General features: G+C 66.5%; 13 protein-coding genes. 5 read left to right on the forward strand and 8 right to left on the reverse strand.

Annotation, left to right across the window (positions count from 1 at the left end):
- Positions 1-47: 47 nt before the first annotated feature.
- The 3 genes from DEA8626_RS07825 to DEA8626_RS21040 all read right to left on the reverse strand — a co-directional run bounded on the left by DEA8626_RS07825 (position 48) and on the right by DEA8626_RS21040 (position 2,060).
- On the reverse strand, positions 48-590 hold the full coding sequence (locus DEA8626_RS07825; RefSeq protein ID WP_108852442.1) for an RSP_2648 family PIN domain-containing protein: 543 nt from the start codon (positions 588-590) through the stop codon (positions 48-50).
- Positions 587-1,783, reverse strand: coding sequence for an RSP_2647 family RNA methyltransferase (locus DEA8626_RS07830; RefSeq protein WP_108852443.1), 1,197 nt, complete (start codon positions 1,781-1,783; stop codon positions 587-589). Before DEA8626_RS07830 ends, DEA8626_RS07825 begins: the two co-directional genes overlap by 4 nt.
- 115 nt (positions 1,784-1,898) lie before the next feature.
- Complete coding sequence (locus tag DEA8626_RS21040) at positions 1,899-2,060, reverse strand: RSP_7527 family protein (RefSeq protein ID WP_181366384.1); 162 nt, start codon at positions 2,058-2,060, stop codon at positions 1,899-1,901.
- A gap of 191 nt (positions 2,061-2,251) precedes the next feature.
- Here DEA8626_RS21040 and edd point away from each other — a divergent pair, with 191 nt between their 5' ends.
- Positions 2,252-4,057 carry a phosphogluconate dehydratase gene (gene edd / locus DEA8626_RS07835; protein ID WP_108852444.1) on the forward strand — a complete coding sequence of 602 codons (1,806 nt, stop codon included), beginning with the start codon at positions 2,252-2,254 and terminating at the stop codon, positions 4,055-4,057.
- Between the two features lie 82 nt (positions 4,058-4,139).
- Positions 4,140-4,787: a bifunctional 4-hydroxy-2-oxoglutarate aldolase/2-dehydro-3-deoxy-phosphogluconate aldolase gene (gene eda / locus DEA8626_RS07840; RefSeq protein ID WP_108852445.1), complete on the forward strand. Its 648-nt coding sequence runs from the start codon at positions 4,140-4,142 to the stop codon at positions 4,785-4,787.
- A gap of 7 nt (positions 4,788-4,794) precedes the next feature.
- Here the strand turns inward: eda and DEA8626_RS07845 are convergent, their stop codons facing one another.
- From DEA8626_RS07845 to DEA8626_RS07855, 3 genes are all read right to left on the reverse strand, one after another.
- Positions 4,795-5,181, reverse strand: coding sequence for a hypothetical protein (locus DEA8626_RS07845; RefSeq protein WP_108852446.1), 387 nt, complete (start codon positions 5,179-5,181; stop codon positions 4,795-4,797).
- 226 nt (positions 5,182-5,407) lie between these two features.
- Positions 5,408-5,689 carry a hypothetical protein gene (locus DEA8626_RS07850; RefSeq protein WP_108853369.1) on the reverse strand — a complete coding sequence of 94 codons (282 nt, stop codon included), beginning with the start codon at positions 5,687-5,689 and terminating at the stop codon, positions 5,408-5,410.
- Between the two features lie 35 nt (positions 5,690-5,724).
- Positions 5,725-8,529, reverse strand: coding sequence for a bifunctional [glutamine synthetase] adenylyltransferase/[glutamine synthetase]-adenylyl-L-tyrosine phosphorylase (locus DEA8626_RS07855; protein WP_108852447.1), 2,805 nt, complete (start codon positions 8,527-8,529; stop codon positions 5,725-5,727).
- Positions 8,530-8,671: 142 nt separating this feature from the next.
- Here DEA8626_RS07855 and DEA8626_RS07860 point away from each other — a divergent pair, with 142 nt between their 5' ends.
- The 3 genes from DEA8626_RS07860 to DEA8626_RS07870 all read left to right on the forward strand — a co-directional run bounded on the left by DEA8626_RS07860 (position 8,672) and on the right by DEA8626_RS07870 (position 10,719).
- Positions 8,672-9,142 (forward strand): YbaK/EbsC family protein, encoded by a 471-nt coding sequence (locus DEA8626_RS07860; RefSeq protein ID WP_108852448.1) that lies wholly within the window; start codon positions 8,672-8,674, stop codon positions 9,140-9,142.
- A 116-nt stretch (positions 9,143-9,258) separates the two neighbouring features.
- Positions 9,259-9,723 (forward strand): DUF2852 domain-containing protein, encoded by a 465-nt coding sequence (locus DEA8626_RS07865; RefSeq protein WP_245890794.1) that lies wholly within the window; start codon positions 9,259-9,261, stop codon positions 9,721-9,723.
- Positions 9,724-9,873: 150 nt separating this feature from the next.
- Complete coding sequence (locus tag DEA8626_RS07870; RefSeq protein ID WP_108852450.1) at positions 9,874-10,719, forward strand: arginyltransferase; 846 nt, start codon at positions 9,874-9,876, stop codon at positions 10,717-10,719.
- 6 nt (positions 10,720-10,725) lie between these two features.
- On the opposite strand, the gene DEA8626_RS07875 is transcribed toward DEA8626_RS07870, so the two are convergent.
- A complete protein-coding gene (locus DEA8626_RS07875) occupies positions 10,726-11,841 on the reverse strand; it encodes a cystathionine gamma-lyase (protein WP_108852451.1) in 1,116 nt (371 codons plus the stop codon).
- Between the two features lie 82 nt (positions 11,842-11,923).
- A complete protein-coding gene (locus DEA8626_RS07880) occupies positions 11,924-14,281 on the reverse strand; it encodes a TRAP transporter large permease (protein ID WP_108852452.1) in 2,358 nt (785 codons plus the stop codon).
- Between the last annotated feature and the right edge of the window lie 14 nt (positions 14,282-14,295).

Raw genomic sequence — 14,295 nt, forward strand, 5'->3', positions numbered from 1 at the left:
GTTGCGGCCACCCCACGCGATGGTCGCGCGGATGTCAAGCCGGCCGCTCAGGCACCGAGCGCCTTCCCAAGACGCGGCAGCCGCGCCCGCTTCAGGAGCGCCCGGACGGGCTGCGGTTCGCCCGAGAGGCGCTCGGCTTCTGCGCGCACGGTTTCGACGACGTCCGCAACGGGGCCGGGCTTGGCCTGCCAGAAGGCGAGAAGGAAGGCGTCGGGGTCCGCGCGGTCCAGCCCCTCTTCGCGCAGCGTTCCACGCGGGAAGTCGGCGGCGTTGAACGTGACGATCACATCCGCCTGCCCCGAAATGGCGGCGGCGAGGACATGGATATCTGCCGGGTCGGGCAGCCAGAGCCGCGCCTCGAGCCCATCACGCGGCGGAACAGTGGCGCGCGGAAAAACCGCCCGCAACGCCGCAATCTCTCCCCGCGCGATGGTTTCCGCGCCGGGGCCAAGCTTGACCGTCGCGCGGGCCCATTCCTCAAGAATGCGGTCGGACCAGAGGGGCGAATAGAGCCCCGCCTGCGCGACGCCGATCAGAATTTCGCGCAGGACGGTCGGGTAGAGAACGCAGGCGTCAAGAAGCGCCTTCATCCGTCGAGCCGAAAGAACAGCGCCTTGAGATAACCGCTCTCGGCAAGTTGCGGCAGTTGCGGGTGATCCGGCCCCGCAAAGCCTGTGTGAAGAAGCTGCGCGCGCCGCGCGCCACGGCCGATTCCGCGCGCCGATGCATTGCGGAACTGCGCAAGATCGGCGGCGTGCGAACACGAACACAGGACGAGGTAACCGCCCGGCGAGACAAGCTGCGCGGCCAATCGCGCGACGCGCTCATAGGCTCTCAGTCCGGCCGCCAGCGCCGGCTTCGACGGCGCGAAGGCGGGCGGATCGCAGATCACGAGATCAAACCGCTCACCCTCCCCCTGAAGCGCTTCCATTACCGCGAAGGCATCGCCCTTTCGGGTGGCGAAGCGTTCCCCCACGCCGCTCGCCGCGGCGCCCCGCGCGGCGAGGTCCAGCGCCGACGCCGAGCCGTCCACGGCAATGGCGCGCGCTGCACCGGCGGCAAGTGTCGCAAGCGAAAAGCCCCCGACATGGGAGAAGACGTCGAGGACCGATCCGCCCCGTGCAAGTCGCGCCGCGAAAGCATGGTTGTCGCGTTGATCGAAGAACAGACCCGTTTTCTGTCCACCCAGGAGATCGGCCATGTAGGTCGCGCCGTTCATTTCCACCGGCACCGGCCCGTCGAGCGCGCCGGCGAGGATCGACATCTCCTCCGGCAAGCCTTCAAGGCCGCGCGCACGCCCCGTGCCGTTCTTCACGATAATCGCCACGCCAGCCACATCGGCAAGCGCGGCGGCAAGATCGCCAATCATCGCGTCGGCCCAGGCCGCGTTGGGCTGGATAACCGCCGCATCGCCATAGCGGTCGATCACGACGCCGGGCAACCCGTCCGCCTCGGCGTGGACCAGACGGTAGAACGGCGTCTCATAGAGCCGCGCACGCAGGTCCATGGCCTGCGCCATGCGCGCCGCGACCCACCGGTGATCGATTCGCGCTTCGGGATCGCGGTCTAGTATCCGGGCGATGAGCTTGGAATTCGGATTGACCGTTACCGTTCCAAGCGGTTGCCGCGTAGCGTCTTCGAGCCTGGCGATCGCGCCGGGCTGAAGCGCCTTGGTGCGTCGGTCGGTGACCAGTTCGTCGGCATAGACCCACGGAAACCCGTGTCGCAAGGCGCGGGCATCGGCCTTGGGTCTGAGGCGTACGGTGGGCAGAGGGTCGGTCATCGAGCGGCTCCGGCATTCGGGGACCGCTTCGGTCTAGTCGCTGATCGCGCCGCGCGAAAGGCCGGACGGGTGGTGGCGAACGAATTCGCCCCCTACCCGCCAGCCTTGCGACCGATCAATGCGCCACAGCGCTTTGCGCGGCAAAGTAACGGGTGATTGCACTGCGCACTGCGCGGAACATGTCGGCGATCGCCCGTGCGCGAAGGACTTCGGCCCGCCGCATGAGCGCTTGTTGCTCTGCGAAGGTCGGCATGTGAAACTCGTTTTCCCGGGCCATGATTGGCTCCTTTCGTTTCTGTTGCTTTAGAGCTAGGCAATGCTGCAGCGCAGCACCACCTATCCCTTTGCAATGCCGCCATGCGCAACCAGCATGGCGGCAAGGACAGGTTGTTAGCGCTAACGGATCATGCTATGCCGCCCGCGATCGCCTAAGATAATCAGGGTCAGCACCTCCGAGGAGCCGCCGTCATGCCTCTCAATTCCCGCCTCGCAGAAATCACCGACCGGATCGCCGAACGGTCCCGCGACACGCGCAGCCGCTATCTCGACCGCATCCGCGTGGCGGCCGAGGAAGGCCCGGCCCGTGCTCATCTAAGCTGCGGAAACCAGGCCCACGCCTACGCGGCAATGGCTGACGACAAGGACGCACTCGCGCGCGGGCGGGCGCCGAACATCGGGATCGTGACGGCCTACAACGACATGCTATCGGCCCATCAGCCCTACGAGGACTATCCCAAGCTGATCCGCGCCGCCGCACGAAAGGCGGGCGCGACCGCCCAGGTGGCAGGCGGCGTGCCGGCGATGTGCGACGGCGTGACGCAGGGCCGCACTGGGATGGAACTTAGCCTCTTTTCGCGCGATGTGATCGCGCTCGCCGCCGGAGTGGCGATGAGCCACAACTGCTACGATGCGGCGCTCTATCTCGGCATCTGCGACAAGATCGTGCCGGGCCTCGTCATGGCAGCGGCAACCTTCGGCCACGTGCCCTCGATCTTTGTGCCCGGCGGGCCGATGCCCTCGGGCCTCCCGAACGACGAGAAATCGAAGATCCGCAACCGCTTCGCGGCCGGAGAGATCGGCCGCGACGAACTGATGAAGGCCGAGATGGAAGCCTATCACGGCCCCGGCACCTGCACCTTCTACGGCACCGCGAACACCAACCAGATGCTGATGGAGTTCATGGGCCTCCACCTGCCGGGCGCGAGCTTCGTCAACCCCAACACGCCCCTGCGCGAGGCTCTGACGGTCGCCGCGGTGAACCGCGCCTCCGAGATCACCGCGCTCGGCAACGACTACCGGCCGGCGGGCGAGATCCTCGACGAACGCGCCTTCGTCAACGGCATGGTCGGGCTGATGGCGACGGGCGGCTCGACGAATCTAGTCATGCACTTGCCCGCGATGGCGCGCGCTGCGGGAATCGCGCTGGAGCTTGAGGATTTCGCCGGTGTCGCCGCGATCGTGCCGCTGATGGCCAAGGTCTATCCGAACGGGCTGGCCGACGTGAACCACTTCCATGCCGCCGGCGGGCTTGGCTACATGATCGGAGAGCTGATCGCGGCCGGGCTCCTGCACGAGGATGTCCGCACTGTCGCGGGCGACGGGCTCAGCCGGTACACCGAGGAGCCGGTCCTGAAGGACGGCGCGCTATCGTGGCGCGCGGGTCCGACGGAGACGGCCAACGACAAGGTCCTGCGCCCCGCGCGAGACCCGTTCCAGCCGACGGGCGGGCTCATGGAGCTCACCGGCAATCTCGGCCGCGCGGTCATCAAGGTCTCGGCCGTCGCGCCCGAACACCGGATCGTCGAGGCCCCGGTGCGCATCTTCCACGACCAGGACGAGGTCAAGGCCGCCTTCCAGAAGGGCGAGTTCACCTCCGATACCATCGTCGTCGTCCGCTTCCAGGGCCCGCGCGCCAACGGCATGCCCGAGCTGCACTCGCTGACGCCGGTCCTCTCGGTCCTTCTCGGACGCGGCCTGAAGGTGGCGCTCGTGACCGACGGGCGCATGTCGGGCGCATCGGGCAAGGTGCCCGCCGCGATCCATGTGAGCCCCGAAGCTGCATCGGGCGGTCCGCTCGCGAAGCTGCGCGACGGCGACCTGATAAAGCTCGACGCGACTGCCGGCACACTCGAGGCGGTTGCGGTCGATCTGGCAAAACGCGAAGCCGCAGTCCCGGACCTCGCGGCGAATCGCTACGGCACGGGCCGCGAGCTGTTCGAATCCTTCCGCCAGCACGTCTGCGCGGCCACCGAAGGCGCCTCGGCCGTGATCTGATGGCTCCGGACTACTTCATTGCCCAAAGACCCCCGCCGGAGGCGTCATCCGCCTCCGCGCGCACGAATGAAAGGACACCGCGATGACGCCCGCCGAACAATCCCGCCGCGCCGCCGAGATCTGCGCGCTCGCCCCCGTCATCCCGGTTCTCGTGATCGACGACGTAGCCAAGGCCGCCCCGCTTGCGAAGGCGCTCGTGGCCGGTGGGCTTCCGGCGCTCGAGATCACTCTCCGCACGCCTGCCGCACTCGACGCGATCAGCGCAATGGCCGAGGTTCCGGGCGGCGTGGTCGGTGCGGGCACGCTGCTCACGCCCGCCGACGTCAAGGCTGCGAAACGTGCGGGAGCGACCTTCGGCGTCTCTCCCGGCGCGACCGACCGGCTCCTTGACGCCTGTGCGGAAGAAGGGCTGCCGCTCCTGCCCGGGGCTGCGACCGCGACCGAGGTGATGACGCTGCTCGAAAGGGGCTACACCGTTCAGAAATTCTTCCCCGCCGAAGCATCGGGCGGCGCGCCCGTGCTCGCGGCGATCGGCGCGCCGATCCCACAGGTCACATTCTGTCCGACGGGCGGCATCGGGCCCGCCAATGTCGACGCCTATCTGAAACTCGCCAATGTCTCGTGCGTCGGCGGCAGTTGGGTCGCGCCGAAAGACAAAGTCGCGGCCGAGGACTGGGCGGGGATTGAGGCGCTTGCGCGAACCGCGTCGGAGCTCAAGCGCGCACGCTGATCGCAACTTAGCCGTCTTGCTCGCGCGCCTCCTTCAGCGCGCGGCGGATCGCGTCGTGCGTGCAGGCCACCTCGCCAATCAACACCCAGGCCGCGACGAAGAAGATCGCAAGCATCTGCAGGACGAGGCCGAGCCCCGCGTGAAGCGGGATTTCGGTACCGATCCCGGCGAACCCGACGAGCGTCGCCGTGGCAAGCACGGTTCCAGCCGCGGCGAAGACAAATGCATAGCGCGCCCGGTTGCGCCGGAGGAGCAGGAGCCTCTCGATGGCATGAAACCGGCCTCGCTGTGCCGCGTCGCCTGGCGGAGCGGAGGCCCGACCCACCGCCAGAGCGAAGGCCAAGAAGCCGAGAGCCAGAAGAACAGCGGGTGCGAGCCCCGGCGCATTTCGCATCGACAGACTGCTGAGACATACGGCAATTCCTGCGCCGGGTGCGAAACAGGTCAGGAAACTTCGGACAGGATACAAGTTCCGCATGGAAAAAGGCAGCTTGCTGACATCACTGTCGCCCTTCTGACATGCCATTTTGGCGCATGGATGACGGCCCGGTGGTCACGGAACGGCAAGACTTTGATGCCGCATCGCCGCGTCCGGTGCGTTGCGGTGGCCGCGCGCGGGCCTATTGTTCGCCGTGTCGCGCGACACGGGCCGCCCGTCCGCCCCGGCGCACGGGACTCGGGGGCGTCGCGAGTCCGTCCGTCAGGACCCGGCTCATCGGGTGGTCCGGACGATCCAGACCGTAGTGCGCTAGCAGCACGCGCATCGCTTCGGCGGCATCCGTCGCGGGGCCGAGACTCAGTGCCCAGTCGAGGAAGATCGACCGGCATTCCGAGGCCGTGATCCCCTCGATCGCGTAGCTTTCCCGGACCAGGCCCCTCGGGTCCGCAAGCGACATATCCATGATCTTCCTCGCCATCCAGACCCCGCCTTTCGCTTTCAGCCCGCGCGCTCGTCCGCCGCGTCATCCGGGAGCGCCAGGCTGCGGGCGATGATGGCGCCGGCGCGATCGGCATGGCTGTCCAGCAGCGACGCCATCCCTGCGAGTTCCGACGCGCCCGTCTCGCGCATCAGGAATGCGCGCGCGCCCTCGCCCACCGCCTCCATGTCGAGCGGCCGTTCCGTCAGAAGTCGCCCGCCTGCCTGAAGCCGCCAGAGAAATCGGTACGCTTCCTGAAGCGCTGCCTCGTCCTCCTTGGACAGAAAACCTGCCTGCTTGCCCGCGCGAAGCTGCGCCTCGACCCGGCGCGCCGGAACCGCCGCGCGAAGCGCACAGGATTGCGCGAGAAGTTCGATATCCTGCAGCCGACCGGGGCCGATCTTGGCCTCCCACGCGCCGTCCGAAGCCTTGGCGGCGAAGATGCGCTCGCGCATTTCGGCCACGTCGGTCAGGATCTTTGCCGCGCCCCCCTTGGCCGCCAGCACGGCCTTCCGCGCTGCTTCCACCTCGACGCCGATCGCCGTCTCGCCCGCCACTGGCCGCGCCCGGGTCAGCGCCAGATGCTCCCACGTCCAGGCCTCTTCCATCTGGTAGCTGCGAAAAGACTGGATCGACGTGGCGACGGGCCCCTGCCGGCCGGAGGGCCGGAGCCGCATGTCGACCTCGTAAAGCCGGCCATCCGCCATTGGCGCCGACAAGGCGGTCACGAGCGCCTGAGTGAGGCGCGCATAATAGGCGCGCGCCGCCAGCGGCCGCGATCCGTCCGAAGACTCCGTCCCGTCCGCGTCATAGATCACGATCAGATCGAGATCCGACGCCGCGTTCAGACGCTCGGCCCCGAGCGACCCCATACCGACCACGACCGCGCCGCGACCCGGCGGCGTGCCATGTTTGCGGGCGAACTCCTCGACGCAGACCGGCCAAAGCGCCGAGAGGATAGCGCCAGCTAGATCGGCATATTCACGGCCGGCCTGGTTCGCGTCGATCAAACCGCGCAGATGATGGACGCCAATCCGGAAGTGCCATTCGCGCGCCCAGATCCGCGCCGCCGTCAGCCGCCACTCGTAGTCGCTCTGCTCCGCAAGCCGTTCGGCGAGCGCCGTTGACAGAGCGGGCGCCCCCGGCCACGGAGCGAAGAAATCGCCCCCGATCACGGCGTCCAGAACTGCCGCATTCCGCGACAGGTAGGCGGCGAGCCCCGGTGCCGTCGCGCAGATATCGACAATCAGGTCCACAAGCTGCGGATTGGCGTCGAAGAGAGAAAAGAGCTGCACACCGGCTGGCAGTCCGGAGAGGAACCCGTCGAACTGGCGCAGCGCTTCGGACGGGTTGGCCGCGCGCTTGAGGCGCGAGAGGATTTCCGGCTGTAGGCGCTTGAAGATCGCGACCGCACGCCCGGAGCGCAGCGAGGGATAGGCGCGCCAGCCCTCCACAACCTCACGCATCTCGTCGCTGATTTCCGGACCCTTGCCCGCTTCGCCCGGCGCAAAGAAGCCTTCCGTCAGCTCCGCGACACGTTCAAGCCGCTCCTGGAGCGCGGCCCGCAGCGCTTGAGTGTCCGGCTCCCCCATCATCCGGGCGAGCCGATCGAAGCCCTCGCCGTTCGCCGGCAGGTCGTGCGTCTGGGCGTCCGCCACCATCTGCACGCGGTGTTCGACTTCGCGATGGGCGCGGTAGTGGTCCGTCAACTCCTTCGCATCGGCCGCAGGCACCCAGCCTTTGGAGGCCAGCGCCGCCAATCCGCCCACCGTGTCGCGCTGGCGCAGCTCCGGGTCGCGCCCACCTGCGATCAGCTGCCGGGTCTGGGTGAAGAATTCGATCTCGCGGATACCGCCCACGCCGAGCTTCATGTCATGTCCTTCAAGCACGATGGGACCATGCAGACCCTTGTGCTCGCGGATCCTGAGCCGCATGTCATGGGCGTCCTGGATCGCCGCGAAATCGAGATGCCGGCGCCAGACGAACGGCGTGAGCGTCGCGAGGAACCTGTCACCTGCCGCGATATCTCCGCCGCAGGACCGCGCCTTGATATAGGCCGCCCGCTCCCACGTGCGACCCTGCGCCTCGTAATACTGTTCGGCGGCGGCCATCGAGATGCAGACGGGCGTGACCGCGGCGTCGGGCCGGAGCCTGAGATCGGTGCGGAAGACGTAGCCATCGGGGGTCAGGTCCGACAGAAGCGCCGCCATCCGGCGCACGACCTTAATGAACGCCGCGCGCGCATCCTGCACGTCGTCCGCGTCATAGCGGGTTTCGTCGAACAGGCAGATGAGGTCGATATCGGAGGAGTAGTTCAGCTCCCCCGCCCCCATCTTGCCCATCGCGAGTGCGACGATGCCGGCCGCCGTCCCCGCATCTTCGGGCACAGCGCCCGGCACCTTGCCGCGCCGGATTTCGTCGGCGACGAGGGCGCGGAGCGATTCATGCACGCTCAGATCCGCGAGCCGTGTCAACGCCCCGGTCACCCCCTCGAGCGGCCAGACGCCGCCAAGATCGGCAAGCCCCGCAAGAAGCGCCACGCGCGCCTTGGCGCGCCTGAGTGCGGGTTTGAGTGCAGCGCTGTCGAGTTCTCCAAACCCTGTCAACGTCGCGTCGAGCGCTGCTTCGGGCGACCCCGACAGCGCCTCGTCCAGCCAATCGGCCTCACGCATCATAAGATCGGCGAGATAGGGGCTGCACCCGGCCGTGCCTTCCAGAAGCGCGCGCAGTTCGGGCGCGAACGCCGTGAAGCGTTCGCGCGTATCCGCTGTCCGTTCGGGCTCATAAGGGATCGGGCAGCGCGTGATGCGGGCGGCAAAGGTCATGGCCAGACACTAGCGCCCGGTCGGTCGGCGTCAACGCGGCTGGTCCCGGCTTGCCCGAAATAACCCTTTTGCAGGCATTGAAGTTTGTTCCCGGTCATGACCTTCTTGCTTTCGGAGAGGCCGTTCGAGGCAAGATGACGGGATGAGCAAGAGCCTGGCACGCGTGAGATCGGCGCTCGAAGCGGCGAGACTCGACGTGGACATACTGGAAATGTCGAGTGAAACGCGCACGGCGGCCGAGGCGGCGGAAGCGGCGGGCTGTGCGCTCGATCAGATCGCGAAATCCATCATCTTTCGCGGCGAGGCGACGGGCCATGTCGTTCTCTTCCTTACCGCCGGCGGCAACCGCGTGAGCACGTCAAAGGCGAGCACGGTCGCGAGCCAGCCGCTTGGCAAGGCCGATGCCGCCCTCGTCCGCGCAGAGACCGGATTCGCCATCGGGGGCGTCGCGCCCATCGGCCACCTCCGCCCAGTCGAGAGCTATTTCGATCCACGCTTGCTCGACTTTGACCGCGTCTGGGCCGCGGCCGGCACGCCGCGCCACATCTTCGCCATCGCGCCCGATGCGCTCCTCGGCCTCACCCGCGCCCGGCCAACCGACTTTGTCGAGTGAGCGTCTTTTCACGGCCGATGTGAAAAACATTCACATCACCTCTTGACGCAGCCGCCGACCGTCACAATGTTGGGGATGTGAAAGGAATTTACATGTCCAGAACAGAGGAGTTGAACATGTCCACGATAGCCGCCTGGCCCGGACGGGCTGAAGCATGGCTCGACGAGCGCGGTAAAGGCGCTTGGATCGCCGCCATGGTGCTCGGCTTCATCTTCTTCTGGCCTATCGGCCTCTTTCTTCTCGCCTACATGATCTGGAGCAAGCGCATGTTCTCAAAAGGCTGCGGCTGGAGCCGCCACGACGCCCATTCCCACATGGCCCGCAATCATTGCCGCCGGCATGGCTTCCGCTCCTCGGGCAACACGGCATTTGACGCCTACAAAGCCGACACGCTCGATCGGCTGGAGCGCGAGCAGGACGAGTTCGAAGCCTTCCTGAAGCGGCTTCGCGAAAGCAAGGACAAGGCCGAGTTCGATCAGTATCTCGACGAGCGTGCACGCGCCGCCCGCGAAAGCGGCGAGGACAGCGACGATCGCGACAACGATGGTGACGGCGACCACCCCGAGCGTGGCCGCTACTGACCTGCAACCACCGCTACGAACGGCCCGGCCCCGACCGGGCCGTTCGCGTTTTCACTGGAATCCCAACTCGGGGCTTGGCGGAAATGCCTCCGCTTGCTAACGTCTTCTTAGCCACCGAACAGCAATGAACGCCGCCCCGCCCCTTCGGCCATGCGCCATACGCTTCCCATAGCGCCCCAATTCTACGTGACGGCTCCGCAATCCTGCCCCTATCTCGAGGGCCGGTCGGAGCGGAAGCTGTTCACGGCACTCCAGGGCGAAAATGCGGAGAAGCTGAACGACGCGCTTTCCAAGCAGGGCTTCCGCCGGTCGCAGAATGTGCTCTACCGCCCTTCGTGCGCCGAATGCGCGGCTTGTCTCTCGGCGCGTATCCGCGTGGCCGATTTCACGCCGAGCCGCAGCCAGCGCCGCACGCTGAAGCGCAACGTCGACCTTAGGCGCGACGCGACGAGCCCTTGGGCGACCGAGGATCAGTATGCGCTTTTCCGACGCTACCTCGACAGCCGGCACGCGGATGGCGGCATGGCCGACATGGATATCTTCGAATTCGCCGCGATGATCGAGGAGACGCCGGTACGTAGCCGGGTGGTCGAGTATTCCGTCCCGGCCGCGACACCACAGGACCGGCGCAAGCTGGTGGCGGTCTGCCTTACCGATGTGCTCGATGATGGCCTGTCTATGGTCTACAGCTTCTACGATCCCGACCGGGCGGCGCACAGCTTGGGGACCTACATCATCCTCGACCATATCGAGATCGCCCGACGTTCCGGCCTGCCCTACGTCTATCTGGGCTACTGGGTGCCCGGCAGCAAGAAGATGGGCTACAAGGCGGGATTCAACGCGCTCGAAATCTACAAGAACGGACGCTGGCAGGACATCGGAAACCCGGCCGACCATTCCGGCAAAACTCACCCCCTGTCGGTCGAGCCCATCGCAGAGCAGGTGGCGCGGATCGCTCTACCCGAGACGCGACCGACAACTCCAACCAAGCGCTGACGGCGGCTACGAAGTTGCCCGTCCGAGTTCCCTTTCGAGCGCTGGCCAAAGCGCCTCGGCCGGCTCACACCCGATCGACAGTCGGACATAGCTGGGCTCAACCGCATCGCCCCAACGCGCGCGCCGTTCAGCCGAACTGTGAACGCCGCCGAAAGAGGTCGCGGGCCTGAGAAAGGCGCATCCGTCGATAAAGCGCTCGGCGGCGCCCTTAGATGCAAAGGTGAGGCCGATAAGAAATCCAAAGCGCCGCATCTGCCGCGCGGCCAAACCGTGCGACGCATCTGCCGTCAGTCCCGGATAACGAACGCTCAAGAGCGCGGGGTGGTCAGCGAGCCGGGGCGCGACTGCTTCGGCCGTGTCGCACATCCGGGCAAAGCGCACATCCAGCGTTTCGAGTCCGCGATGGGCGAGCCACGCTTCGAACGGCCCCGGAATGCTGCCCGACAGCCGGCGCCAGTCGGAGAGCGCGGCCAGCAGATCCGCATCCCGCGTCGCCACGTGGCCCATGAGAAGGTCGGAATGGCCGTTCATCGCCTTCGTGTCGGCCGACACCACGATATCGGCCCCGAAATCTAGCGGGCGCTGGCCGAAGGGCGTCATCGTGGTGTTGTCGACGACGGTGAGGCCGCTCGCCGCTCTAACGGCCTCGGCGGTGGCGGCGATGTCACAAACGTCCAGGCCCGGATTGGACGGCGTCTCGACGAAGACGAGGCGATAGCCCTCGAATCCGCCGTCGAGGAAAGCTGCGGTTGGGCGCGTCTCCACCACGATCCCCATTGGCGCGAGGAACCGCTCGGCCAGCGCGCGGGTCGCGTAGTAGCCGTCCGAAGGCAGCAAGAGGCGATCTCCTGCACGCAATGTCGCGAAGAACACTCCCGCGATCGCCGCCATGCCCGAGGGAAAGGCGATACAGGGTGCGCCTTCGAGATGGCCGAGCGCCTTTTCCAGACCTTCCCAGGTCGCATTGTGGGTCCGGCCATACTGGGCGGCTCCCTCGGGATCGCCCGGCAGGTGATACATGGAGGCCATGGTCAACGGCATGGGCAGCGGTTCGCCCTTGTCGAGCGTCGCGCCCCTCAGGTGCAGAAGTGCCGCCGCGCGATCGGCATCATCGGAGGTCATCGAAAGGCTCCCCTCCCGTTACAGGCTGCTGCTGACTAGACCAAAGGTGGCGCGGGCGGAAGGCGTCCGCCCGCGGCCGGTGTCAGTTGTTGGGCAGAAGCGCCGGCACGATCGTCACGATGGATGGGAAGGCCCACAGGAGCGCGAGCCCGATCACCTGGATCAGCACGAAAGGAATGATGCCGCGATAGATCTGGCCTGTCGTCACGCTCGCGGGCGCCACGCCCCTGAGGTAGAAGAGGGCGAAGCCGAAGGGCGGCGTCAGGAATGAGGTCTGGAGGTTCACGGTGATCATGATCGTCACCCACGAGGGGTCGTAGGTGCCGCCGTAAATCACCGGGCCCACGATTGGCACGACGATGTAGATGATCTCGAGGAAATCGAGCACGAATCCCAGGATGAACAGAACCAGCATGACAATCAGGAAGGCCGTCCACTCCTCCTCGAACGACCGCAGGAAACTCTGGATATAGTGCTCGCCGCCGAAGGAGATGAGCACGAGGTTCAGGATCTGCGAGCCGATGAGGATCGTGAAGACCATCGACGTAACCTTGGCCGTCTCGCGCACGACAGGGCCGAGGATGCGGCCCCGAAGAAGCACCCAGCACGCATAAAGAAGTCCGATGATCGCGAAGAAATAGGATATGCGCGCGACGTAGAAGGCGATCAGATCCTCAGTCGGAACGACGGCGCGGCCGAGCCTGAGGTCGAAGTTGATCCCGACGAGGATCATGATCACGACCGCGAAGGCGGTCGCCAGGATGAACGCGCCGGTTCTGTTCTGGTCATGGAGCCGCCGGTAGGCGGCCAGAAGAAGCGCCCCGCCCGCGCCGAGCGCCGCTGCCGGCGTGGGGTTGGTAATGCCGCCAAGGATGGACCCCAGCACGGCGATGATGAGAACGAGCGGCGGGAACACAACCCTTATGAGGTCGTTGTGCGACATGCTCCCCGCCGCAGCCGCGCAGCCGTAGATGGTCAGTGCGAACGGTATGGCGAGGAACAGGAAGCTTTGGCCAGGGCTCATCGTTGGCGGGACCAGGATCGCGTCGGCCAGAAGTCCGGCGGCAACCCCGATCGCACCCACGATCAAGGGTCTGACGTCAGCGGTGGGCGACACACCGCGCGCCGTCGTCAGGACGAGCGCCGCAAGGATGAACAGGACGGTCACGCCGGTGCCGATGGGCGCGGCATCCGAGATCTTGGCAGCTCGGGCCGTCTCCAACTCCTCAGCGGTCCGGCGCGAACTTCGTGCCACGCCGCCCGCTTCGTCGATCGCAGACTGTTCGGCGACTGCATTGTCCCAGGCCTCTTGCCCGTGCAGCTCGATCATCGAGGTCTTGCACTGCTCCGATACGCGCGTGCGGAGCGCGGCTGTCTGGCCGGCGTCGGTGAAGCTGTCAACCGTCAGGTCCTGGGTGCCGACAAGCCCGATCTGGCCCGCGAGAAGCGCGCCGCCAATCAACGCGACGGGCGCGAGGACGAACCACCTCAGCGCGTCGAACCGTGTCACGATCTCGCCGCCCACCGGCTCGAGCGAGACCGGGGGCGCGTTCTTCGGACTGTATAGCGCGTAGCTGAACGCGTAGAGCGCATAGAGTCCGGCCAGCATGATCCCGGGCAGAAGTGCGGCCTGGAAGAGCGTGCCAACCGACAGCACCGCCGCTTCGCCGAGATAGGTTAGCGCGTCCGAACAGCCCGCCGCGCTCGCCCGGATTTCCTGGCCGGCGGCGTAGAGGTCGCCCGCGAGCGTGCCCAGAAGCACGATGACGATCGAGGGCGGGATGATCTGGCCGAGCGTCCCTGACGCGGCGATGACGCCGGTAGCGAGCTCGGGCGAATAGTGGTTTCTGAGCATCGTCGGCAGCGAGAGCAGACCCATCGTGACGACGGTCGCACCGACGATCCCGGTCGAGGCGGCGAGGAACGCGCCGACGACCACGACCGATACCGCCAGTCCGCCCGGCAAGGGCCCGAAGACCCGCGCCATTGTCGTCAGCAGCTCGTTGGCGATCTTCGACCGTTCGAGCGTGATCCCCATCATCACGAACATCAAGACGGCCAGTAGCGTTTCGATCGACTGACCCGCGAAGACGCGTTCGTTCATCCGGTTGACGATGAAGCCGAGATTGCGGTCGAGGGCGAGTTCCCAGCCGCCGGGGAACAGGGGTTCCACCGAGCGCGGCAGCTCGGGATAGGAGAACTTGGATATCTCGATCTCGGATATGCCCTGCGCTAGAAGCGCCCGGTATCCTTCCGAGGCGTGGTCAACGAATTCATGGACCAGCAACCCCGAGGAATCGAGCGCGGCGATGATGCCAAAGGCGATGATACCGGCGCCACCGAGTGCGAAGGCTACCGGAAAGCCGGAAAGGATCCCTGCGAAGAGACAGAGGAAAACGATGACAAGGCCGACCTCGACGCCGTCAAGTCCCAGAAACATGCCCTACTGCCCCC

This window comes from Defluviimonas aquaemixtae, from assembly GCF_900302475.1.
GTDB lineage: Bacteria > Pseudomonadota > Alphaproteobacteria > Rhodobacterales > Rhodobacteraceae > Albidovulum > Albidovulum aquaemixtae.

Coding starts and splice junctions, on each gene's coding strand:
- DEA8626_RS07845 (WP_108852446.1), bottom strand. CDS start 5,181: ATGCGAAATGCGCCGGGGCTCGCACCCGCTGTTCTTCTGGCTCTCGGC.
- DEA8626_RS07865 (WP_245890794.1), top strand. CDS start 9,259: ATGTCCACGATAGCCGCCTGGCCCGGACGGGCTGAAGCATGGCTCGAC.
- DEA8626_RS07830 (WP_108852443.1), bottom strand. CDS start 1,783: ATGACCGACCCTCTGCCCACCGTACGCCTCAGACCCAAGGCCGATGCC.
- eda (WP_108852445.1), top strand. CDS start 4,140: ATGACGCCCGCCGAACAATCCCGCCGCGCCGCCGAGATCTGCGCGCTC.
- DEA8626_RS07870 (WP_108852450.1), top strand. CDS start 9,874: ATGCGCCATACGCTTCCCATAGCGCCCCAATTCTACGTGACGGCTCCG.
- DEA8626_RS07850 (WP_108853369.1), bottom strand. CDS start 5,689: ATGGATATGTCGCTTGCGGACCCGAGGGGCCTGGTCCGGGAAAGCTAC.
- edd (WP_108852444.1), top strand. CDS start 2,252: ATGCCTCTCAATTCCCGCCTCGCAGAAATCACCGACCGGATCGCCGAA.
- DEA8626_RS07860 (WP_108852448.1), top strand. CDS start 8,672: ATGAGCAAGAGCCTGGCACGCGTGAGATCGGCGCTCGAAGCGGCGAGA.
- DEA8626_RS07880 (WP_108852452.1), bottom strand. CDS start 14,281: ATGTTTCTGGGACTTGACGGCGTCGAGGTCGGCCTTGTCATCGTTTTC.
- DEA8626_RS07875 (WP_108852451.1), bottom strand. CDS start 11,841: ATGACCTCCGATGATGCCGATCGCGCGGCGGCACTTCTGCACCTGAGG.
- DEA8626_RS07825 (WP_108852442.1), bottom strand. CDS start 590: ATGAAGGCGCTTCTTGACGCCTGCGTTCTCTACCCGACCGTCCTGCGC.
- DEA8626_RS21040 (WP_181366384.1), bottom strand. CDS start 2,060: ATGGCCCGGGAAAACGAGTTTCACATGCCGACCTTCGCAGAGCAACAA.
- DEA8626_RS07855 (WP_108852447.1), bottom strand. CDS start 8,529: ATGACCTTTGCCGCCCGCATCACGCGCTGCCCGATCCCTTATGAGCCC.